General features: G+C 28.2%; 19 protein-coding genes and 2 tRNA genes. 13 read left to right on the forward strand and 8 right to left on the reverse strand.

What is annotated here, in order from left to right:
• Window positions 1-39 precede the first annotated feature (39 nt).
• The 5 genes from V3255_RS02055 (at window position 40) to V3255_RS02075 (ending at window position 7,208) form a co-directional block, all read left to right on the forward strand.
• On the forward strand, window positions 40-3,234 hold the full coding sequence (locus V3255_RS02055; RefSeq protein WP_333503832.1) for an ATP-binding protein: 3,195 nt from the start codon (window positions 40-42) through the stop codon (window positions 3,232-3,234).
• The gene (locus V3255_RS02060) at window positions 3,221-3,961 is read left to right on the forward strand and encodes a ribonuclease HIII (RefSeq protein WP_333503833.1); all 741 of its coding nucleotides are present in this window, start codon (window positions 3,221-3,223) and stop codon (window positions 3,959-3,961) included. The genes V3255_RS02055 and V3255_RS02060 overlap by 14 nt, the downstream gene beginning before the upstream one ends.
• Window positions 3,945-4,247, forward strand: coding sequence for a YneF family protein (locus V3255_RS02065; protein WP_080684852.1), 303 nt, complete (start codon window positions 3,945-3,947; stop codon window positions 4,245-4,247). The genes V3255_RS02060 and V3255_RS02065 overlap by 17 nt, the downstream gene beginning before the upstream one ends.
• 6 nt (window positions 4,248-4,253) lie before the next feature.
• Window positions 4,254-5,765 (forward strand): 2,3-bisphosphoglycerate-independent phosphoglycerate mutase, encoded by a 1,512-nt coding sequence (gene gpmI / locus V3255_RS02070; RefSeq protein WP_333503834.1) that lies wholly within the window; start codon window positions 4,254-4,256, stop codon window positions 5,763-5,765.
• A 708-nt stretch (window positions 5,766-6,473) separates the two neighbouring features.
• Window positions 6,474-7,208, forward strand: a complete 735-nt coding sequence (locus tag V3255_RS02075; RefSeq protein WP_337898923.1) for a hypothetical protein — start codon at window positions 6,474-6,476, stop codon at window positions 7,206-7,208.
• Window positions 7,209-7,304: 96 nt separating this feature from the next.
• Here the strand turns inward: V3255_RS02075 and V3255_RS02080 are convergent, their stop codons facing one another.
• The 5 genes from V3255_RS02080 to V3255_RS02100 form a co-directional block, all read right to left on the reverse strand.
• Window positions 7,305-7,634, reverse strand: a complete 330-nt coding sequence (locus V3255_RS02080; protein WP_044284236.1) for a thioredoxin family protein — start codon at window positions 7,632-7,634, stop codon at window positions 7,305-7,307.
• A gap of 67 nt (window positions 7,635-7,701) precedes the next feature.
• Window positions 7,702-9,141: a proline--tRNA ligase gene (gene proS / locus V3255_RS02085; RefSeq protein WP_333503854.1), complete on the reverse strand. Its 1,440-nt coding sequence runs from the start codon at window positions 9,139-9,141 to the stop codon at window positions 7,702-7,704.
• Between the two features lie 33 nt (window positions 9,142-9,174).
• Window positions 9,175-9,249 (reverse strand) — tRNA-Gln (locus V3255_RS02090).
• A gap of 3 nt (window positions 9,250-9,252) precedes the next feature.
• Window positions 9,253-9,336, reverse strand: a tRNA-Tyr gene (locus V3255_RS02095).
• 77 nt (window positions 9,337-9,413) lie between these two features.
• A complete protein-coding gene (locus V3255_RS02100) occupies window positions 9,414-10,796 on the reverse strand; it encodes a hypothetical protein (RefSeq protein WP_341516206.1) in 1,383 nt (460 codons plus the stop codon).
• Between the two features lie 709 nt (window positions 10,797-11,505).
• On the opposite strand from V3255_RS02100, the gene mraZ reads away from it, so the two are divergent.
• From mraZ to metG, 6 genes are all read left to right on the forward strand, one after another.
• On the forward strand, window positions 11,506-11,946 hold the full coding sequence (mraZ, locus tag V3255_RS02105; RefSeq protein ID WP_044286005.1) for a division/cell wall cluster transcriptional repressor MraZ: 441 nt from the start codon (window positions 11,506-11,508) through the stop codon (window positions 11,944-11,946).
• Between the two features lies 1 nt (window position 11,947).
• Window positions 11,948-12,838 (forward strand): 16S rRNA (cytosine(1402)-N(4))-methyltransferase RsmH, encoded by an 891-nt coding sequence (gene rsmH, locus V3255_RS02110; protein WP_044286006.1) that lies wholly within the window; start codon window positions 11,948-11,950, stop codon window positions 12,836-12,838.
• 32 nt (window positions 12,839-12,870) lie between these two features.
• Window positions 12,871-13,851, forward strand: a complete 981-nt coding sequence (locus V3255_RS02115) for a cell division protein FtsZ (protein ID WP_333503852.1) — start codon at window positions 12,871-12,873, stop codon at window positions 13,849-13,851.
• A gap of 202 nt (window positions 13,852-14,053) precedes the next feature.
• Complete coding sequence (locus V3255_RS02120) at window positions 14,054-15,061, forward strand: nicotinate phosphoribosyltransferase (RefSeq protein WP_333503851.1); 1,008 nt, start codon at window positions 14,054-14,056, stop codon at window positions 15,059-15,061.
• On the forward strand, window positions 15,051-15,821 hold the full coding sequence (locus tag V3255_RS02125; protein WP_341516207.1) for a tRNA1(Val) (adenine(37)-N6)-methyltransferase: 771 nt from the start codon (window positions 15,051-15,053) through the stop codon (window positions 15,819-15,821). The genes V3255_RS02120 and V3255_RS02125 overlap by 11 nt, the downstream gene beginning before the upstream one ends.
• Window positions 15,814-17,355 carry a methionine--tRNA ligase gene (gene metG, locus V3255_RS02130; RefSeq protein WP_333503849.1) on the forward strand — a complete coding sequence of 514 codons (1,542 nt, stop codon included), beginning with the start codon at window positions 15,814-15,816 and terminating at the stop codon, window positions 17,353-17,355. Before V3255_RS02125 ends, metG begins: the two co-directional genes overlap by 8 nt.
• On the opposite strand, the gene V3255_RS02135 is transcribed toward metG, so the two are convergent.
• Window positions 17,352-18,215 carry an ECF transporter S component gene (locus V3255_RS02135; RefSeq protein WP_337892494.1) on the reverse strand — a complete coding sequence of 288 codons (864 nt, stop codon included), beginning with the start codon at window positions 18,213-18,215 and terminating at the stop codon, window positions 17,352-17,354. The genes metG and V3255_RS02135 overlap by 4 nt on opposite strands.
• 74 nt (window positions 18,216-18,289) lie before the next feature.
• Between V3255_RS02135 and V3255_RS02140 the strand changes: the two genes are divergently transcribed.
• Window positions 18,290-18,856 carry a DUF402 domain-containing protein gene (locus V3255_RS02140; RefSeq protein ID WP_052328383.1) on the forward strand — a complete coding sequence of 189 codons (567 nt, stop codon included), beginning with the start codon at window positions 18,290-18,292 and terminating at the stop codon, window positions 18,854-18,856.
• Here the strand turns inward: V3255_RS02140 and V3255_RS02145 are convergent.
• Window positions 18,816-19,499: a ribonuclease III family protein gene (locus V3255_RS02145; RefSeq protein ID WP_303438613.1), complete on the reverse strand. Its 684-nt coding sequence runs from the start codon at window positions 19,497-19,499 to the stop codon at window positions 18,816-18,818. The two genes, V3255_RS02140 and V3255_RS02145, sit on opposite strands and share 41 nt — an antisense overlap.
• Before the next feature lie 34 nt (window positions 19,500-19,533).
• The gene (locus V3255_RS02150) at window positions 19,534-20,052 is read right to left on the reverse strand and encodes a hypothetical protein (protein WP_333503847.1); all 519 of its coding nucleotides are present in this window, start codon (window positions 20,050-20,052) and stop codon (window positions 19,534-19,536) included.
• Window positions 20,053-20,219: 167 nt separating this feature from the next.
• On the opposite strand from V3255_RS02150, the gene V3255_RS02155 reads away from it, so the two are divergent.
• On the forward strand, window positions 20,220-21,884 hold the full coding sequence (locus V3255_RS02155) for an Mhp366/Mhp367 family surface (lipo)protein (protein ID WP_337892493.1): 1,665 nt from the start codon (window positions 20,220-20,222) through the stop codon (window positions 21,882-21,884).
• The last annotated feature ends 282 nt before the right edge of the window (window positions 21,885-22,166 follow it).

Below are 22,166 nucleotides of genomic sequence, written 5' to 3' on the forward strand. Positions count from 1 at the left end.
AAAACAGTTTAAAAAATCCTAAGGAAATTACATAAAAAAATGCAAAAATTTGGAACCCATACCCGTGAAACCCAAAATTCAACTGGTACAAATCAAAATTTAAGCTACGAGCGTTTACTAGCAAATTTAATCACAATTGAACGTGCAGATTCAGCACTTTTTACAAGAATCGACAACGAAAATTATATTGATTTATTTTCTGCCCTAAAAACTAGCGATCTTAGAAAATTAATCTCTTCGCCAATTTCTTCTGTGTCATTAACAACAAGTGAATTTGATGATTTTATTGAAAAAATAGAATCAATTAATGACAAAGATGAATTAATTGAATACTTAAAAAATTCAGACTACAAACTAAACCCACTTGCCCAAAGAGCGCTTAATTCTGATTTTCAGTCAGCAAAAAAAGACATATTAAATAAAATATCATATAAAAAACAAACAAGTCTGGCAAAATGAAAACGTTTGATCAAAAAAGCTTATGATATTCTTAGAGATCGAAATGTTTGACCTTTGCACATTGGATTTTGTTATATTTCTTTGTCAATTGAAGATCGAAGTTTTTTTGGACCTTTATTTGTTAAAGAATGTGAAGTTACAATTGTAAATTCAGTGCCAAGACTTAATGCTGATGGACATATAAAACTAAATAATAAACTTCTTGCATTTTTAAAGAAACTTGACATTGATTTTAATTTTGACTTTGATTTTTCAGAATTTTCAATTGAAGAAGTAATTGAAAATGTTAAAAAATTTTATAATGATAAGTTTGAAATTCCTAATATTGAAGGAAAAATTGCAAAAGATGTCTCAACTCCGGAAGATACAATACATTTTCACCCTGGAGTTGTTCTAGGATTTTTCAACATCGGTGGATCACATCAGCGTCAAATCATGGAAAAAATGATCAAAACTGGTGAAATTCACAACTTAATTGAAGTTGATATTAATAAAACAACATACAGAAACAATGTTGAAAAATCAATTTTTTCACCTAAATTTACAGGATTTTTTAAAATTCAGCCAACTAACTTTACCCAAGATTGCGCCCATATTTCGGCAATTTTACAAAACACAATTATTTGAGGACCTCCTGGAACTGGAAAATCTCAGACAATTGCAAACATTATTTCAAATGTTATTGCCCTAAATCGAACCGCACTTGTTAGCTCGCAGAAAAAAATTGCCCTTGTTGTTTTAAGAAAAAGACTAAAAATGATGTCATTTTTCTGTCTTTTTGTTATTAATGAAAAATTGGAAAATTATAAAGATTTTTACAAGCCAATTGAAGAGTATATTGAAAATATTGAAAATTTCAATATGGAATCAAAGCTTAAAGAAATTAAAGTTTTTTCCGATGATGATCGCCAATATTTACAACTTTTAGAAAAAATTTTCCCTAAAATTGAAACTTTAACAAATACACTTGATGCCTATAAAACAATTGAAAAAGCTAACAATTTCTTTGCACTAAATATTGCTGAAACTCTTTTTAAACTAAATAAATCGATTAATATCAATCCAAAAAGATCACCACATTCAAAAACTAGTCTAAAATTACACATTATTGAGTCCAAACTCAAACGTAAATTAAAAATTTATGAAAAAGCAATGCATATGGCTTCTAATGAACTTCGCCAAGACATTGACTTAATTCTTGAAAACCTAACTAATTATGATGATAATTTGGAAAACATTTATAACAAAATTTCAAAATTAGAAATTTCTAATTTTGAAAATCTCGAAAATTTTCTCAAATTTGTAAAAAAACCAAAAGTTGAAGTTCTTGATGATAAGGCTTTATTTATTTACCATGCAAAAAAAGTCTTTGAAGTTTTAGCAAAATTAAATAATGACCCTGAATTTCAACAGCTCTATACTCGCTTCAGACTTAGCGTTAAACAAAAAAAGAAAATGTCGCCTTACAAATTCTTACTAAAACATGCTGAAATTATTAAGATTTTGTTCCCAGTTATTATTACAACTCCTGACATTGAACTTGTAATGTTTGAAAAACGTTATTTTGATTATATTATTATTGATGAAGCTTCACAAATGTTTTTAGAAGAAGCGCTCCCACTTTTATTTTACGGAAAAATTAAAGTTCTTGTTGGTGACCACCAACAAATGCAACCAATTCGTTGGTTTGCTTCAAAAATGAATGATGAATCAGAAGATGATGCCTTTGCAAATATTGAATCAATTCTCGAATATGCCCATTCCAAAGGTGTTTTTAACATTATGTTAGACAAAAATTACCGTTCACATCATGCTTCCTTAATGTCTTTTAACTCCCGTCATTTTTATGATTCAGAGCTTAAAATTGCCAATAATCATAATTTTGAAGGCAATGATGTAATTGAAGTTCATAATGTTAATGGTCAGTGAGACGGTCAGCAAAATATTGTTGAGGCAAAAGCAGTTGTTGATATTGCCCAAAAAAATATCAACAAGTTTTCGACAATGATAATTTTGGCCTTTAATAAAAATCAGCAAAATGCAATTGAGAAAATAATTTTTGAATCCTATCCAGAAATTGAAAAATTAATTTATACTGATAAAATTATTGTAAATAGTCTTGAAAATATTCAAGGAGATGAGGCTGATTTAGTAATTGTCTCAGTCGCCTACGATCAAAGTGCAAAATTTGGTTCAACTTATATAGCGCGAAAAGGTGGAAAAAACGCCCTAAATGTTGCTACCTCTCGTGCGCGTCAAAAAATGATAATTTGCAAGTCAATAAATGCTGATGAAATTCAAAATACTTCTAACTCTGACGATCTAGAAATTTTTAAATCTTGAATTAATTTCTTGGATCTTGATGTTCAGTCACAAATAAATTATTCACGTAAAAATAAAGTACAACTTTCACTTTCAGAGTTAAAAAATGTTGCAAAATCAAGCTTTTTTGCTGATTTTCAGCAAGAATTTGCCGAAGAATTTTTAGGACTTTTTCCAAGTTTAGAGCTAAAAACCAACTATGTTGTCGGAACCGAGCAAATTGATGTTGCTATTTTTGATCAAGGCAAATTTTTACTTGGAATTTATTTAGACTCACTAGAATATCGCAAACCTAAAGAGTATATTGAATATTTTGATGCAATCAAATTCATTCAACAAAAAAAATATCCAATTATCATTATTAATTTTGTTGAATGAAAACTCAATAGAAATAAAGTAACCGAAAAACTCAAAAAAGAAATTATCAATTTGAAGGAAGATGATCTTGTTTAAACCGGAATTATATCAGGTTGATGATTTAGTAATTGGCTGTGATGAGGTTGGCGTTGGCGAGTATTTTACAAATTTAACTGTTTGCTGCGCTGTTTTTCGCCAGTCAGAAATTGAAGGGCAACTTATTGAAGAAATTGTTGATTCAAAACTTTTAAATGAAAAAAAAATTAGTGAACTTTTTGAAATTTTGGACCAAAAAATTACTTATAAATTTATCTCTTTAGAGATGAAAGACTATAATGATCTAATCCAAAAAGGACTAAACTCGCATGAAATCAAAGCTTTTTTATATTTTAAAGTGCTTAGAGAACTGACTTTAATTTTTAAAGATGTTCCAATTGATAAAATTTTTATTGATGGTTTTGTCTCGGCACAAAAATTTAGTCAATATCTTGCTAAAATAAGTAAATTTTTCAACATTGAGCCATGAAATTTTGAAAAATATCCCTTAATTTTGGAAAAAAAAGCCGACACAAAAATTAAACAAGTTGGAGCTGCTTCAATAATTGCAAAACATGCCTTAAGTCAAAAATTCAACAAACGGCAAGAAAAATGAAAAGCAATTTTTCCGGCTGGTTCAAATCAAATTGAAAAAATTGTTAATTTTTGTCTCGGGCAAATTCAGAAATACGGGACAATTTTCCTTGAAGAAAATGTAAAATTACATTTTAGCATTACTGATAAAGTCTATACGAAACTAAAGGAAAAAAATGGAAAAAATAGCTAAATTATTTCAAGAAAATTCAGAACAAATTATCTCAAATGTCGGCACAGCTGGCGGAGTAGGTCTTGGTGGTTGAATTGGCATAACTATTGGTGTTGGAATTATTTTATTTATTATTGGCGGCGTGATTGCCTTAATAGTCTCAAAAAAAATGTTTGAAAAACAAATTCGTGAAAATCCACCAATAACAGAAGGCATGATTCGCGCAATGTACATGCAAATGGGTCGAAAACCATCTGAGGCACAAATTAGAGCGGTTATGCGATCAGTAAAAAACGCTAAAAAGTAGGAAATAATGAAAAAAAGAGTTATTTTAATTATTATTGACGGCCTTGGATTGCGTCCAGAAAGTCAAGGAAACGGTTTTGCACTTGCAAAAACACCGGTTTTTGACCACCTTTTTGACAATTATCCAAATAGTTTGATCGCCGCATCGGGTCAAGAAGTTGGACTACCTGAAGGACAAATGGGAAATTCAGAAGTTGGCCATTTAAATATCGGGGCTGGATTTATTGTCTATACAGGAATTTCAATTATAAATAATGCTTTAAAAACCGGTGAGTTTTTCAAAAATGAAAAATTTATTAAGGTTTTTGAGCATAGTATCAAAACTGATACGCCAGTGCAAATTATGGGACTTTTTTCTCCAGGAGGCGTTCACTCACATCAAGATCACCTTTTTGCCCTAATTGATTTTGCGGCCGAATTTGGTGTCAAAAAACTTAATTTGCACCTTTTTGGTGATGGAAGAGATGTTGCACCTGAATCAATTAAGCCAAATCTTAATTTATTAATAAAGAAATTAAAAAATTTTGAAAATTACAAAATTGCTTCAATTTCTGGTCGTTTTTATTCAATGGATCGTGATAAAATGTTTGACCGTGTTGAATTAGGATACAATTCTATTCGCGGAAAAGCCGAAAATACCTTCACAAATCCAATTGATTATGTTGATTCTCAATATGAAAAAGGAATTAGCGACGAATTTTTACAACCGGCAATAAATTTGCAGGTTAATAAAAATGATTTTCTTAACGACAATCATGGTGTTATTTTTTTCAATTTTCGACCTGATCGCGCAAGACAACTTTCACATTTAATTTTGCAAACAGATTTATATACTTTTAAACCAAAATATCCTGTAAAAATCGACACTTTTGTGTCAATGATGAAATATGAAGGGATAAATTGCGATATTGCTTTTGAGGAAATGAAAGTCAAAAATCCACTTGGAAAAGTAGCAGATGAGGCAGGATTAAAACAACTTCGACTCGCTGAAACGCAAAAATATGCCCATGTAACTTTCTTTGTTGACGGTGGCGTAGAACTTGAATTAAAAAATTCTGACCGAATTCTTGTCGATTCATTAAAAGTTGAGTCTTATGCTGATTATCCGCAAATGTCGGCTGTCGAAATTACTGATAAATTAATTCAAGTTGGGCAAAATTATGACCTTATTATCGTCAACTTTGCAAATCCAGATATGGTCGGACATACAGGAAACTTAAAAGCAACTATAAAAGCGGTTGAAATTTTAGATTCACAAATTGGTCGAATTCACAGCTGAGCAAAAGAAAATAATTTTCATTTTTTCATTACAGCCGACCATGGTAATGCCGAACTTACTGAGGATGAAAATAATAAACCCTCAACAAAACATACCGTATTTCCCGTTATGTTAATTTCAAGTGATAAAAGTTTGAAATTAAAAAACGGAAGATTGGCAAATATTGCCCCAACAGTTCTTGATTATTTAAATATCAAAAAACATCCTGACATGGATCATGAATCCTTAATAATTAAGTAAAACTAAACTTTACAGACTAATTTTTCTTCTTTAAAACCAAAATCATTTTCCTTTTGATTTTGGTTTTTTTTAAAAGTTAATTACCTATTTTAAAACACTGGCAAAAATCAATTTATAGATAAAATAACAAAAACCATAAAAAAATACAACTACTATTTAAACTCAATGCAAATAGAAAACTCGTTTTTATTTGTAGCGAGCCTAAAAAAACATATGAAGTTTTGAAAGAACAATAACCAAAAGTCCTAAATTTATAGATTTCTAAACGGTTAAATTTAAGGCATTCCATCATATTTAAAAATATAATGGATAATTCGCATTTTGTGATTTTTTTATGACAAAAACATAACTAATTCCCCCTTAATTCTAAAATTCAAATTTATTAATTATTCTTAAGTGAGAATTATTATAACATAACTTTATTCTTGACCAAACATTTTTTTTTTTTTTTTGCAAAAGCTTGATTTTGAAATTATAAAAATTAAAATTTTAGGTCAAAAAACCCGGATTTAGCGGTATTTTGCATATTTGTATTTACTAAAAAGTGAATTTTTGCCATCAAATTGTCAAACTCAGGTGATTTTTTTTAAAAAATTAAAATTTATAATTTTTTGTAAATTTTTAATATTTTTGTCAGATTCCTAGAAAATATTAAGAAAAATGGTATAATTTGTAATATTAAAATATTAAACAAAATAAGAGGTGTAAATGGCGCGCAAGCTAACAAAATTAAGAAATTTATTTATCCTTTCGACCCCTATTGTTTTTTTAGTAGCAACAAGTTGTGGCGTTAGCCAAACAAACGAGGGGGAAAAAGAAGGTCAAAAACTCCAACAGATGAGCGCAAAAATCGCTGACAAATTAGGGTCAAGTCTAAGCTTTGACGTAAATGGTAATCATGTTTTTACTATTAAAAATGACAAATTCAAAGGTGCAACAGAAGTAGTGGCCCATTTTGAAGGCAAAAGCGATGATCCAGCTATTACTCTGCCAATGACTGCCGAAGTTAATGCAAGTATAAATAATTCAACTGCAATTTTTAACACAGCCGGAAAATTCCTATACGACTATAAGTGATCGCTCAAAAAAATTAAAGTTGTTAAAAATGGTAGCTCTGAAGAAATTTCGCAAGATCAATTCCCTGATGATTTAAAAGGTGACCTTTGGTTTGAGAAAAAAATTGCGATAGTTAAACAAGATGCTGCGCTTTGAATTGATCCTCAAATCCAACTTTTAAAAAATTGAATAAACACTAATGCAAATGTTGAGTTAAAAGCTGAATTTATCAAAAATAACGAGAGAAAAGTTGTAGATACCAATTTCAATAGTTCATTAAATAAATTTCGAGCTGACTTACAAGAAGGTTATAAATTTAATAGAATTCTAATTCAATCTAAAAATAACTCCTTTGCAACAATTAGTTTACCTTATAAACCTTTTTAATATAATTTCTAAAATAATAAAAAAAGCAATTTCATTCGAGAAATTGCTTTTTTTATCTTTAAGTTATGAAGATTAAATTAAGTATTAAATTAAGTATTAAATTAATTCAAAGTGTTTTAATTGTGATTCTAATACATCAGCAGGAACATAACCTTCAAGACGATGTACAAGTTTGTGATCTTTATAAAATAATGTTGTTGGAGTTCCATGGATTTGGTTATCACGCGCAAATAAAATATTTTCACGCACATTAACTCTAATGATAACTAGACCATTTACTCCATATTTATCGTTCATTTGATCTATTGAAGGTTCATAAAGAACACAGGCTCCGCATCCAGGTTGGTGAAATACGAGAATTGCAGCTTTGCTTGTTAAAATTTTTTGATTAATGTCATCGGTTGAGTGAATATCAAAGATTGGCATAATACCTCCTTTTTTTATATAAATGATACCACATTATTGCTTTTTTACAATATATAAATAGAAAAAATTAATAAGATTTTGCAAATAAGACAAATTTAGTAGTTTTTTTACCGCTAAATATTGAATTAGCGCTTTGTGGTATATTAAATATTGAATTTTTTGGCAAAATACAACGAGCTGTTGCGGTAGTTTCGTCTTGTATTTGTTTCTCTTTTGCTGAGCTTTCACCAAAAGGAGCAATAACAAATTTGCCTTTTTGTATTTCAGTTTGAAGTTCTTGATACGAAGTTACAAAAACTGTGTTTTCAATTATGCGAGTTTTAGCTTTTTCAAACAAGTTTTTTTGAATTTCATCAAGAATTTTAGGGCATTTGTCTTTTAATTCATCAAGGCTAAAATAAATTTTTTGGCGGTTATCACGGCGAACAAGACAAATTTGATTTTTCTTTACATCATTTGGCCCAATTTCAATTCGAATTGGTGAACCAGAAACTTCAGACTTATTTATTTTAAAGCCAATTTGCTCATCTGATTCATCTATTTGATAGCTAATTTTTCTTTGTTTAAGAATTCTAGCTACTTTTTTTGAAAAATCTTTAACTTCTGGATGTTTTTTTGCAAAAAACTCAAGAATGTCTACCTTATATGGGGCAATTTTTGGAGGCAAAACTAAACCACTATCATCACTGTGAACCATCACAAGAGCGCCAATTAGACGGGTGGAAATCCCTCAAGATGTTTGATATGGCGTCTCAAATTCGTTTTTGTTATTTTTAAATTGAATTCCAAAATTTTTAGCAAAATTTTGGCCTAAAAAATGCGATGTTGCTGTTTGAAGCGCGCGGAAATTTTGCATCATTGATTCAATAGTGTAAGTTGTAACAGCGCCGGCAAACTTTTCTCGATTAGTTTTTTTACCAAATATTGTTGGTATAGCAAGATAATTTTCTAAAAAGAATTTATAATATTTAGCTATTTTTTTAGTAAAATTTTGAGCCTCTAATTTATCTGAGTGAATTGTGTGACCTTCTTGCCAAAGAAATTCAGTATTTCTTAAAAATGGATTAGTAGTTTTTTCTCATCTCAAAACTTGAGTTCACTGATTTAATTTTAACGGTAAAATGTTATTTGCAGCAATTTCATTTTTAAAATAATCAGCAAAAAGGAGCTCACTAGTTGGTCTTATATAAATATTTTCGGCTAATTTTTTTTGGCCTACATGAGTTATTGTTAATAATTCTGGCGCAAAACCTTTAATATGTTGTTTTTCTTTTTCTATAAAACTTTCAGGTATAAGAAGCGGAAAATAAACATTTTTTACACCTTGGGAAGCAAAAAATGCATCAACTATTTTAGTTATATTAGTTCAAATTGAATATCCAAAAGGTTTAAAGTAAAGGGTTCCTTTGATTGGTCCGTAACTCATTAAATTCGCCTGAGTTATAACGTCAACATATCATTTTGCAAAATCTTCACTACTTGGCGTTATCTTTTCAGGTCGTTTCATAAAATAAATAAAAAAAAATGGTGAATTAACATTTGGCTGCCCCAGTTAGATTCGAACTAACGAATGACGGTACCAAAAACCGTTGCCTTACCGCTTGGCTATGGGGCAAAATGGTGGGGGGTGAGGGATTCGAACCCCCGAATCCGAAGAAAGTGGGTTACAGCCACCCGCATTTGGCCGCTCTGCAAACCCCCCGATCCGTTGCAGCTTTTTAATTATAACATATTTTTTTTGATTTGATAATTTTTTTTTATTTTTTTTTTTTTTTCGGACTAGCGATATTTAGCCACGTCCTCAGTTACTATTTGGAGGACATCATTTACTAGTTTTTCTTGTTCTTCAATTGGAAGATTTGGGTCTAATTTAATTTGCTTATAAGCAAAAATAAAAGAAGGATGTAAAAAGTTACCTAATGGACGTCCTATTTTGTAGAGTTCAATCCATCTATCTTTCAATTTTTTAGCAAGCTTTTCATCATCATGTCTTATTTTATATTCATTTGCTAATTTTTGATAAGATAAAATTTTAAAAATAGCAAAGGTAAATCAAAAATTCTTAACAAATTCAGATCAATTAATAACTATAAAAAATCCAAGGCCAAAAAAATAACTTAGTGCTGGAAACCAAAAAATATAATATAAAATTTGACTATAAGGATTTAATTGGGCTAAATTTTGACTAATTATTTCAGAATTAACATTTAAAACTATCAGTTTATGACTAAAAATCGGGCTAAGTAAAAATATTAATCTTACAATATAATTTAATAGTAAAAAACTTGAATCGGCAATATAATAAAAAAGTAATTTCCTTGGCTTGTTGCGGTTTTTTAAGTTATTAAAATAAATTAAAGTTTGAATAATTACTAAAAATAACACAAATGAGCCAACAAATGCTAGATACTGTCAGAATTGAAAATTATTAATTCCGGCAAAAAATAATCAAAAAATAAGCATTAACATCGAAACTAACAAGGTTGAAATTGAATAATAAATTGACTTTGCAGTAAAAGAGATATTATTTCAAAGTTTTTCAACAGGATTTATTTTATTTTTGGTTCTTTTTTCGTGTTTTTGAAAAATATCTGAATTAAGTTGGTAAAAACTTGAAGTTCAAGCTGAGTGCTTTTCGCGATATTGCATTTTTTTATTTAAATCACTAATTTCAGCCACAGCTCTTGAGTCAGACAGAAAGTAAAAAAACTGATTTTCATCATCATGCAAAAGTCAAGAAAAATTAATTTGGTTAGATTTTTTTGGTTTTGTAACTTTTTGCAGGAAATTTTTTGACTCTTTTGTTTGTTCTTGAGTTGTTTGTGAATTTTGCTGTGATTTTAGATAATTAGGCTGATAAGTAACGTATTTTTCTGATTGATGGTCATATTGAGGGCTATTTTGGGCCTGAATTTCGATGTCTTTTTGATCTACAAATGTTTGACTGTCATCTCCTTGAAATGGATTGGCGGTGTTATTTTTTAAATCTTGACTGTGATTTGGTTTTTGAAAATTACTATAGTGTTGATATTTGCGATCACGGGAAGCAAAATGCGAATTATGAGATTTGTTAGCGCCATAATTTTTTGAATTATAAAAATTAGACTGATTTTGGTCGTTTATTTTTTGATTATTTTTTTCTTGGTCATGATTTTGATTCATTAAATTCTCCTGAGTAACTATTTAACCTATTTATTTTACAAATTTAATTTAAATCTAAAAAAGTTAATTTAATATTAGCACCTTTTTCAATTTCTTCATTAAATTTTACCAATTTATAACTAATATTAATTATTTTTTTCTTTTTAATTAAATAAGGTAAAAAAACGCATGTTTTTAATTATTCGGCATTTTTATTCTTATAAGAACTTATATTAATAAATTTAAAAATTTTACAATACAAAATTCAGACATCAAAAACACACTAATTATATAATATATAACAAGCAAAACAGTTAAGCTAAATTTTGCTTGTTTTGAGTCAATAAAATTGCATTTTTTGACAAATCTATAATTTAATTCAAATTTTTAAAAATAAATCATTATTTTAAAATTTTTTTCAAAATACTGGTTTATTTTAGAAATTAATTTTAATAACTGAAATAATTTTTAATATTTCCATAAAAATACCTTTTTTAGCCCAAAAAAATGAGCTTTTGATCATAAAAGTTGTATATTTTTTAAATTTTTTGTTGATTTTAATAAAAATCACTCCCACTTCACTCCACTAATAAAATGCAAAAAATTTAAAAAATACCGCCTAAAATCAGTCATTTTTTTTCAAGTAAAAAATGATAAATAAAAAAAATTAATTTTTTTTTGTTTGAAATGGGATTTAGTGTATAATTGTGGTTGACAGTGGAGATAAAAAATGTTTGGAACTGTTTTCAGAATATTAGATGAAAAAAATAGAATTGTGCTACCTCCTGCTTTTCGTGATGAACTTGATGGTGACTTCTATATTTCAGCTAATTTGGACAAAATTCTCGAAATCAGAAGCCAAGCTGAATTTGATATCATTGCCCAAAAAATTGGAAAAGCAAACTCATTAGATCCACGACTTCGTGATTTTGCAAGATATTTTTTTGGAAATACCGTCAAAGTTTCTGTCGATAAGCAAGGTAGGTTTTTAATTCCCAAAAATTTACTTGACTTGGCCGCTGTCAAAAAAAGAATCTATTTATTAGGGGTTAATAACAAAATTGAAATTTGGCCTGAAGAAAGATACGATCAATTTTTTGCAAAGTTTTCTGACAGCAATGTCACCGCTGATTTAGAAAAAGAATTGCTAAAATCGGGAGTAGAATTATAAAATGCACATTCCAGTTTTGTTAGAAGAAGTTATCTTAGCTCTTGAAATTAATCCCGAAGGATTTTATGTTGATTTAACTTTAGGGCGTGGCGGACATTCCAAGGCGATTCTTGAAAAATTAACAACGGGAAAACTGATTGTTTTTGATAAAGATATCCAAGCCATAGACGAAACTAAATCTAAATTAACTGCAATTAGTCAAAATGTTAATTTTATTTGTTCAGATTTTGCAAATTTTGATTATCACCTAGAAAAATTAGGAATTGATTATATAGACGGGTTTATTGTTGATTTAGGTGTTTCTTCACCTCAAATTGATAATCCTGAGCGTGGCTTTTCTTACTCTAAAGATGGCAATTTAGATATGAGAATGGACACAAGTCAATCTCTTGATGCTTCTTGAGTTTTAAATCAATATTCTGAAGAAAAACTAGTTCAGATTTTTTACAAATACGGACAAGTAAAATTTGCACGGCAAATTGCAAAAGCAATCATTGAAAATAGACCTTTGAAAACTACTTTTGATCTTACTAAGATTGTCAAAAAAGTTATTCCAGCACTGGCGTTATCTAAAAAAAACTTTGTAAAAAATGTTTTCCAGGCTGTGCGAATTGAAGTAAATAACGAACTTGAATCTCTGCAAATGTTGTTAAAAAAGTTACCCAAATTCTTAAAGCACGGTTCAAAAGTTTTAATTATTAGCTTCCATTCGCTAGAGGATCGATTAGTAAAAGATGCATTTTTAAATTTAGTTAGCAAATCTAAGCAAGATTTTTTTAAAAAAGGCGATCCAGAATTCTCAACGAAAGTTTTTCGACCATCACCAGAAGAAGTTTTGCTAAATCCAAGAGCAAAATCGGCTAAATTACGAGTTTTAATTAAAAATTCATAAAAAGAAAAAATTGAAAAATAGGTAAAAATACTATGGAAAGATGTAGTAAAATTATGCTAATGGGATTAGGTGATTTTGGATCTAAAATTGTTCAAAACATCAATTTAGATCAAGCTAGCTTTCCAAAATTTTTTATAAATTCACGCGATGAATATTCTAATTTCAATTTTAGCGATCAAAATTCACTAATTCTTAGTCAATCAAATTTTGGATATGACTGAAAAAAAGCAAACCAAGCAGTAAAAGATAAAAGTTTAGAAATTCAATCAATTCTTGCTGGGGTCAAAATTCTCTTTTTGATTGTAGGATTAGGCGGATCGACTGGATCAGGAGCAGTTTTAGAAGTAGCTGAAATCGCTCAAAAAATGAATATAATTATAATAGTTTTAGCAACAAATCCTTCTGAAAATGAGTCAAAATTTAGAAGAGAAACAAGTTTTGACGTGCTTCAAAATTTGAAAAAAATTGTTGATTCATTGATTTTAATTTCACCAGAAGAAATAAGTTTAACTTTTCCGAGTCTTATGGTTGAAAATGTTCTTCAATTAATAGTCCTAACTATTCAAAAGAAAATTTCAATTCTAACAAAAGCTATTTGTCAACAAAATGCATTAATTCATGTTAACAGTTCAATAATCGAGTCAATTTTATCCAATAATAACTTTGTTTTTGTCGGATATGCAAGCGAAACTGGTTCAAATAGGGCAATAGTTGCAACTGAAAATGCCTTTAAAAACCATTTTGTCGAATTTGATCTCTCATCTTCCGAGGAAATGTTAATTACAATTAGTGCTAATAATTCAATTTTACAAACCGAAATTAACGATGTTCTTAACACAATTAGAAAAAATTTCAAACCAGACTTAAAATTTTCTTATGGCGTGTATACAAACACAAAATTAGATAAAGAAATTGAAATTGGTATAATTGCAAGTCAAAAAAAGCATAGTTATGAAAGCAAAAAAGCAACAAAATTAAATCTTGCCTTCGATAACAAATTTAGTATTTTCTAAGCAAATTGATTTTGATTTAAACTTTTAGTAAATGCTTATAAAACACCTTTAAAAATTATAAAATTTAGTACGCAAACAAAATTTTATAACAAAAAGGTGTTTTTGTATTATTTTTTTTAAAAAATTTTTTTTATGGCCAAATCGACGGAAATATAGTATAATAATATTGTAGTTTTACTATTATTTTATCAACTAAATTATTATGTCAAAAATCAATAAATATATATCTGACTATTTTCTTGATAGTCAAAAAATACTTGCAAAATTTAATCCGAAAAATATTGTTATTTTACAGTTTTTCCAACGTAAAGATTTTGCCGTTATTGGCGGAATGGATGAAGTTTTAAATTTTTTAGTAGATAATACTGACTATAAAAAATATAAAATTCGCTATTTACAAGATGGAACTCGTGTAAAAAAACGTGAAATAGTGCTTGAATTAGAGGGTCCTTTGCATCTTTTTGGTCATGTTGAAGGAATTATTGACGGAATTTTAGCCCGTTCAACTTCGATAGCAACAAATGCTTATTTATGCAAAAAAGCAGCAAATGATAAAGAAATAATCTTTATGGCCGATCGTTCTGATCACTATTTGATGCATCAAATTGACGGAAAAGCAGCAAAAATAGGCGGTATTTCAATATTTAGCAATTTAGCTCAGTCAGGAAAAAGTACTACTAAAAATTTTGGTTCAATGCCACACTCTTTAATTCAAAATTTTGATGGCGATCTTATTAAAACTTCGCAGGCTTACCGTAAAATTTTCCCAGATCAACCCTTAGTAGCTCTTGTAGATTTTAACAACAATGTAATTGAAGAATCTTTGGCTGTTTTGGCTGAATTTGGTCAAGATTTAGCTGGAGTTAGAGTTGATACTTCTTCAAATATTGCCGATCAAATGTTCGAAGATCCTAAAAAAGACGATTTTGGAATTAATGCAAAATTAATAAAAAAACTACGTGAAGAACTAGATAAAAATAACGGTCAACACGTAAAAATTATTGCCTCATCAGGACTAAACCCTATGAAAATTAGAGAATTAGAAGAACAAAACGCCCCTGTTGACTTATACGGTGTTGGCGAGTATATGCTTCAAATTCGAAATCATTTTAGCGCTGATGCAACAGTATTAAATGGCAAAAAACTAGCTAAATTTGGTCGTTTTTATCGTAAAAATTCAAAATTAATAACTTTTGAATATGAAAAATAATCTTGAATTGAATAATTTGGGTTATAATGATGACCTCAAAATTTGACAAGACAAGACAAGCTTTAATTATTCAGTTGATACTATTTTGCTAGGAAATTTCATCACCCTAACTAAAAAAGTAAAACTAGCACTTGAAATAGGAACAAATAACGGTGCGCTGGCAATTTTTGTTGCTCACAGAAAAAAAGACTTAAGTATTGATGCAATTGAAATTAATGAAAAAGCCATTAATTTAGCGAAAAAAAACGTTGAAATCAATAAAAAAGAAAATCAAATTAATCTAATTTGTGCTGATTTTAATCAGTTTTGAGTTGAACATAATAAAAAACAGTCACGAAAATACGACTTAATTTTTGCTAATCCTCCTTATTTTAAGGTCGGAACCAAAAAAATCCGCAATGTTAGCCCTGAGTTTAAAAATGCAATTTATGAATTTAGCCTTAATTTATCGCAATTAATTCTCGGAGCAGGCAAAATTATTCAAGACAAAGGAAGACTGTCACTGGTTTTACCAATCGAGAGATTTATTGATGTGATAGAATTTTTGCGTCAGGGTCGATTTGAGCCAAAGCGTGTTCAATTTGTAATGGCAAGAGTGGGATCTAGTCCCAAATTTGTTCTGATTGAATCAGATTTTAACGCTCAGTGGGGAACCCAATTCCTACATAATCTCTATTTACACCCAAATAATAAAAATGAACATGTTTATCGCAAAGAAATTCAGAAACTTTATGTAGCCCGAAAGGTTAAAAATGGCTAAAAAATTTTACATCACAACTCCTATTTACTATGCTAGTGGAAATCTCCATATTGGTCATCTTTATAGTTCGACTTTAGCATGAGTAGTCAGAAATTTTAAAAAAATGCAAGGTTTTGACGCACTAATGCTAACAGGATCTGACGAACACGGTCACAAAATAAGTCGCCTAGCCCATCAGTCAGGTTTAGATCCCCAAGCTTTTGTTGATCAAAACGTTGAAAAATTTAAAATTTTATGGCAAAAATTTGGCATTGACTATGATTATTTTCTAAGAACAACTAGTCAAGCTCATAAAAATTTTGTTAAAAAAATTTTTTACAAAATGTACGAAAATAATGATATTTTTCAAGGTCAATATCAGGGTCTTTATTCTGTAAGTGACGAAGAATTTTTATCTCAAGTTCAATGTATCGAAAAAAACAACGAATTTTTTCACCCAGTTAGCGGCGCAAAAATGGAATTAGTAGAGGAAAATTCTTATTTTTTTGCCATCAGTAAATTCCAAAAATGGCTAGAAAATTATTTAGATGCCAATCCTAATTTTATTTCTGACAAAAAAATCGCAAACGAGCTAAGACAAAATTTTTTCCAAAAAGGCTTAGAAGACTTATCTGTTAGCCGAAAAAATTTAAAATGAGGAATAAATCTTGAAAAATTTCAAGACCAAACTATCTATGTTTGACTTGATGCTCTTTTTAGCTATTTATCAATTTTTGACGGCCAAATTAATATTGACTCACCACAGAGTCAAAATTTTTGAAACCAGGCTGAAGAAATTGTTCATGTTGTTGGAAAAGAAATAGCCCGTTTTCACTGTATTTATTGGCCAATTTTTTTAAAATCATTAAATTTCAGACTGCCATCAACAATTTTTACTCACGGCTGACTCATAACTCCTGAAGGAAAAATGTCAAAATCAAAAGGAAATGTAATTAATCCTCTTGAATTACTTGATGAATTTGATCCTGAAATTATTAAATTTTATTTTGTAAGTCAAATAAGTGCTGAAAATGATAGTATTTTTGACAAAAAATTATTAGAAAGTCTATATAATTCATTTTTTGTCAATACATACGGAAATTTAATTAGTCGAACAATTGCACTTGTTTTGAAATATTTTAATAACGGATTGAAATTTAATATTGAAAATTTAGACTGAATAGATATTAGTTTTTATGAAAAAATTTTGGTAAGTTTTGACTCATTTTCCGAAAATTTGTCAAATTTTCAGCTTGAAAAGGGCTTTAAACTAATAATCGAGCTAGCAAAAAATTTAAACGGTTATTTTGATATCAAACAATTATGAAATGAAAAAAACTTAGATAAATTAGGTGCAAGTTTACTTTTAGTTTTAAATGGAATTTACACAATTTCAGCATGTCTTAACTGTGTAATGCCTAAAACCGTCGGAAAAATTATTGATTTTTTAGGAATAAAAACCACAAGTTTTGAATTAATTACAAAATTAGATAAATTTGACAATATTATTTTTGAAAAACTGGAAAAACCTTTTTTCCCAAGAAAAAAATCTTAATAGCCAAATTTTCAGCGAAAATTATGTTTATCATTTAAAAATTGAATTAATGGCACTATGTTTATCAAAAAAACTGAATAAATTGGAAATGAAATAGTTGATTTTAAAATTATTGGTGTTAAATAAAAGAAAAAATAATTTTCAATAAGTCTATCTCTTCCGCTTCGATTCAAGAAACGATTATAATATTGGATAAATGCAAACGGATGTCATAATCAACGAAAAACGAGAAAGCAAATGCCAAGAACAAAAAGCGTTATTATTGCATTTTTAAATTTTTGAGTCGGTTTTTTTCAATATAAAATTACTAAAAATGTTGTAAACGCTAATAAAATAACACCAAAAATCCCTATTAATAAAAGCACTAATTTTTTATTAAAAAGTCTTTTTCAATCTTTTGCGACTCTTTGAATTTCAGACTCACTCATAAAAAAATAAAAAATAAATACTGAAAAAGTTATTAGATAGGTTAAAATTAATAAGAAAATTAATACTTTTTTATTTTTATTTGCAAAATTAAAAGCTAGCGAGGAAAAAATTGCAACTAAAATAGGAACAATTCCATATTCTGGGGTTCAGAAAAAAACGCGACTTGTAAGCAAAAGTTTCCCAAAATCAAACGTAAAAGCAACAATCGCACCTTTGAACCAGCTTAAAATTATTCCTATCAAAACGTAAAATGGAAGTTCAAATGCTATGTTAAATCTACGTGGAAGACTAGTTTTAAATATAAAAGCAATAACTAAAAACATTGCCATTAAATATCCTGAAATTACAAGTTCAAAGCTTGTAAATTGAAATATTTTATGGTTGACTCTGAAAAATTCTTTAATATTTGCTCTAAATGTTGTTAAATTCATTGTTTTAATGGTAAATTATAATAAAAATTTAGTATAAAATATTATAATTTAAAAATAAAAAAAGGATTAAAAAAATGGTAGAAAAAAACTCGTTTCAAGAACTTTATCCAGAAAGAATAATCAACATTCAAGCCTATAAATATAATGGTTTTTTGTATCGCCAGTGATCAAATGCAAGAGTAATTTCAAATTCACTAACTCATGTTGTTGTTAGTTTAAATGGTAGCATTGTGAAAAAATACGGCACAAAATCATGACGTTTTTCTGAACCGACTATTTTTGTTTTTCCAAAAAAAACAATGCATAATGCAATTATTACTTTTAAACCAGGTCAACATTTTAGTTATCATTACTATATAAATTTAGCTTCAGATTTTATTTTTGAAGAAAATACAATCAAATTTGTTGATTTTGATATCGATATTAAAATTTATAATAAAAAAAGTTTTGATATCGTTGACCGGGAAGAATTCCTTGAAAATAAGGAAATTTTGAACTATCCAGCAAAATTAGAAGGCATACTTTCAAACGAAATTAGCAAAATATTTCTCCTATTTTTGCAAAAAAAATCATTCTTTAGTAACGAGTATCTTCAAGTTTTTATTGATCTGTGTCAACGGCAAAAATGTTGAGTGCGTTAGTTGCGGCATTAAATTCTGCTTCTTTAATAGATTTTCCGTAGCCAATACCGTATTTTTTTTCTTCCCAAATTAGGTCAACGCGAAAAGTTCCATCAGCAAGGCGAGTTGGTAAATAATTAATTTTACTAAGCGAAGAAAAAGACTGAATTTTTTCCTGAAAAATTGACTTTGGGTCTTTGTACTCTTTTTCGCATGCAAAATTTACACCATTATACAAATATTTTGCCAAAAATTCATTAAGTTTATCAAAGCCTTGATCAAGTAAAATTGCTGCTGAAAATGCTTCAAAAACATCGGCTTTCAACTTGTTATTTTCACGAATTTCTGATGCGCCTTTACCTAAAAATACAAGGTCAATTAGACCTAAATCCTGGCAGACTTTTGCTAAATAATTTGTCGAAGTAAGTACAGCACGAAGTTGAGTTGAATTACCTTCATTTTTATAAAAATTATCATAGATTGCCCGAGTTACAGCATAATGAATTGCCGAATCTCCCAAAAATTCTAACATTTCATAATGCGGTGTTGAGGGATTTGTAAAGTTGTAACTTTTATGTGTTAATGATTGAATATAAATGTCTATTGAATTTGGTTTAATATCTAATTTTTTCAAAAATTCGTGAATTTTTTTATTAGATTGCATTGTTCTCCTTTTAAAATTACGGACAATTTAATATTTATTTTTTGAAGTTTAGCGTAAAGTGTTGATCTTGAATTATGTGTGGTTGATTTGAATGAAAGTGGCCAAATTCGAGATGTAAAATAAGTTTTTTATCTTCATCAAAAAATTTTGACATCATTGAAATAAAACTAACCTGTATTTTAGGGATACTTTCAGGCAAAGGCAAATCACTAATAGAGCTAAAATTAAGAATTTTATCTTTTACTAATTGTTTTATAACAAGATAATTAATTTCTTGATCTTTTAGACAATTTCTTGCACCATTATCACAAGCAAAAGGAAATTCATCAACATTTTTGCTTTTAATTTGCTTAAAAATTTGCTGATACTTTGCTTTAAAGTCTGAATAAGAATAATTTTCATCAACAAGCTCAAGACGATAAGGGTTTTTTTTGGGATTAACTTCATCCTGAAAACCTGGCTTTGAATTAATAGGACTAAATTCGATTTTAGTATTCCCGCAAGAAACTAAAAAACCTAAAGCCACAAAAGTCAAAAAAATGCTTTTTTTCATTAAAATACTTTCTCTTAATAATATATTAATAAAATAAAAAATTAACTAAATTTTACCATATTTTGAATTTTGATGTTTTATTTTGCCTCATATTCTATGTTTTATTTTTGTCTTTTTGTATTTTTATATATAATTTATTAAATTATCCATTAATGTAAAAGGGAACCATGACAAGGAAAAAAAAGATTTTATTTTCAATTTTTGGTTTATTTTTTGTAAGCGCAGCTTCAGTTACTGCTTTTTTGACCTACAATTATTTAAATCAACCTGTGGCTCCTGTAAAAAAAATTAGTGGCATTGATTTACTACTTGAATCAGACAAAGACAAAAAAGTTGACAGTGAAGACAAATTTAGCAAAGATTACTTAGCTGAACTTGACCAATTTAATGATTTTTTTAGTGATCAAAATCAAGATTTAAGTCAGGAATATGGACAAAGAGAAAGTTATTTTGAACAACTTTCTCTTTTAGATCTTGAAAAAATAACAAAAAATAACGTTATTTTTCCCGAAGGCTATGAGCGCTTTAAATTTAATACTGAAAATAACTTTGTCACAAAAGAAAGTGATGAAAATTTTCTTGGCCCAAAAAATAATAATTTATTAGTTTATGACTTAAATTATCCTTTAGTTGATAATTTAATTGAAGAAAATAATAACTTTAAATCTAATATTTTGAATCAAAAATTTACAATTTTTGATTCAAAAGCTCGAAATCAAATATTTAAACTTAATAGAATTGGCGCATATGCCCAACCCTTAAATCATTCCAATGAATATGATTGAATTTACCAAAAAAACGTAAAATTTAAAACTGGAACTGCTACAATATTAGATTCTAATAATGAAAAAACATTATTAATTACAAATAATCACGTTTTAAGACCACTGGAAAGTTATAAATACAACGATGAAAATTTCGAAATTAAGACCCAAAAAATAAGATTTTGAAATACCCTAGGTGGAAATTTTCTTGAATGATATCAAAATGGAAAAATTTATAGCCTCGACAGGGATAATATTGCATTACTTTTTTATGCAAAAGAAATTTATGAGAAAAAAATTAGCAGCTTTGATCAAGCTAAATTTTTAGAATTTGTTGTGAATTTCTATAATGATTATTTTGAAATTCCTTCTGATTTTGATAATCAAAAATTTGATGTCGGTGTTTTTTATTTTAAATACAAAAAGTTTATTGATGATTTAAAAGTATTAGCTAAATTTTATAAAGAAAATAAAACCGATATATTAGCAAAAATTCAACAAAATCAAACAATAACTGACCCTAATAGTGCTAAAAATAATTCAATTGAGTCCAAATTTGAAAATTTTCTAGCAACTTATCAAAATTTTATTGATTTCTGGGAAAAAATGGTCAAAGAAAAACCTGTTCAAATTTCAGAAAAAGTTTGAAAAAAAGGCGATTCAACCTACGATTTTAATGTAGGGCTTTTTTGACCAAAGTCAAAACCTATGAAAAATAATTTCAAAGGTGTTTATGCTTCTGATCCTCAGCAAAATTTTTCACGTTTATCATTGTATTTTTATACAAACAACGGTCCTGGCGCATCTGGTTCAGGAGTTTTTAACGAAAAAGGTGAACTCCAATTTATTAATGGATTTGGTTTAATTAACAATTTTTACGATAATAATTCACGAATAGAAAAAAATTATTACGACAAATTAAACACAAATATTTCATTATCAGGTGGAATTCCACTTGTTACTGAAGATTTTAATTTAACAAAATTAATAAAAGAATTTTACCCTTCTAGTCAAAAGAGGGGATTTACTGCGATTCAAAACGAAAAAATTGTTGTAAATAAAAAATAAAAAAGCGTAAGTTTTTTAATTTAAACTTACGCTTGGTTTCATACCGGCGCACCGATTGCTAGAATTATTATGAGATGGGAATTAAACCAATATTTTTAAAATATTTTTACTTATCTTAAAAATCTCATAATATATATGAAATCGATATTAATTATACCACAACTTTTTTAAAAAGAAGAAAAAAATAAAAAAAAATAAAAATGACTTGTACAAGCCAGTAAATTAGTATTTTTTACTATGTTTCTTTTTTTATTTTTGGGCTAAATTAAAGAAAAAAAGAAA

Origin of the sequence: Mesomycoplasma ovipneumoniae (assembly GCF_038095975.1) — a bacterium.
Lineage (GTDB): Bacteria > Bacillota_I > Bacilli_A > Mycoplasmatales > Metamycoplasmataceae > Mesomycoplasma > Mesomycoplasma ovipneumoniae_C.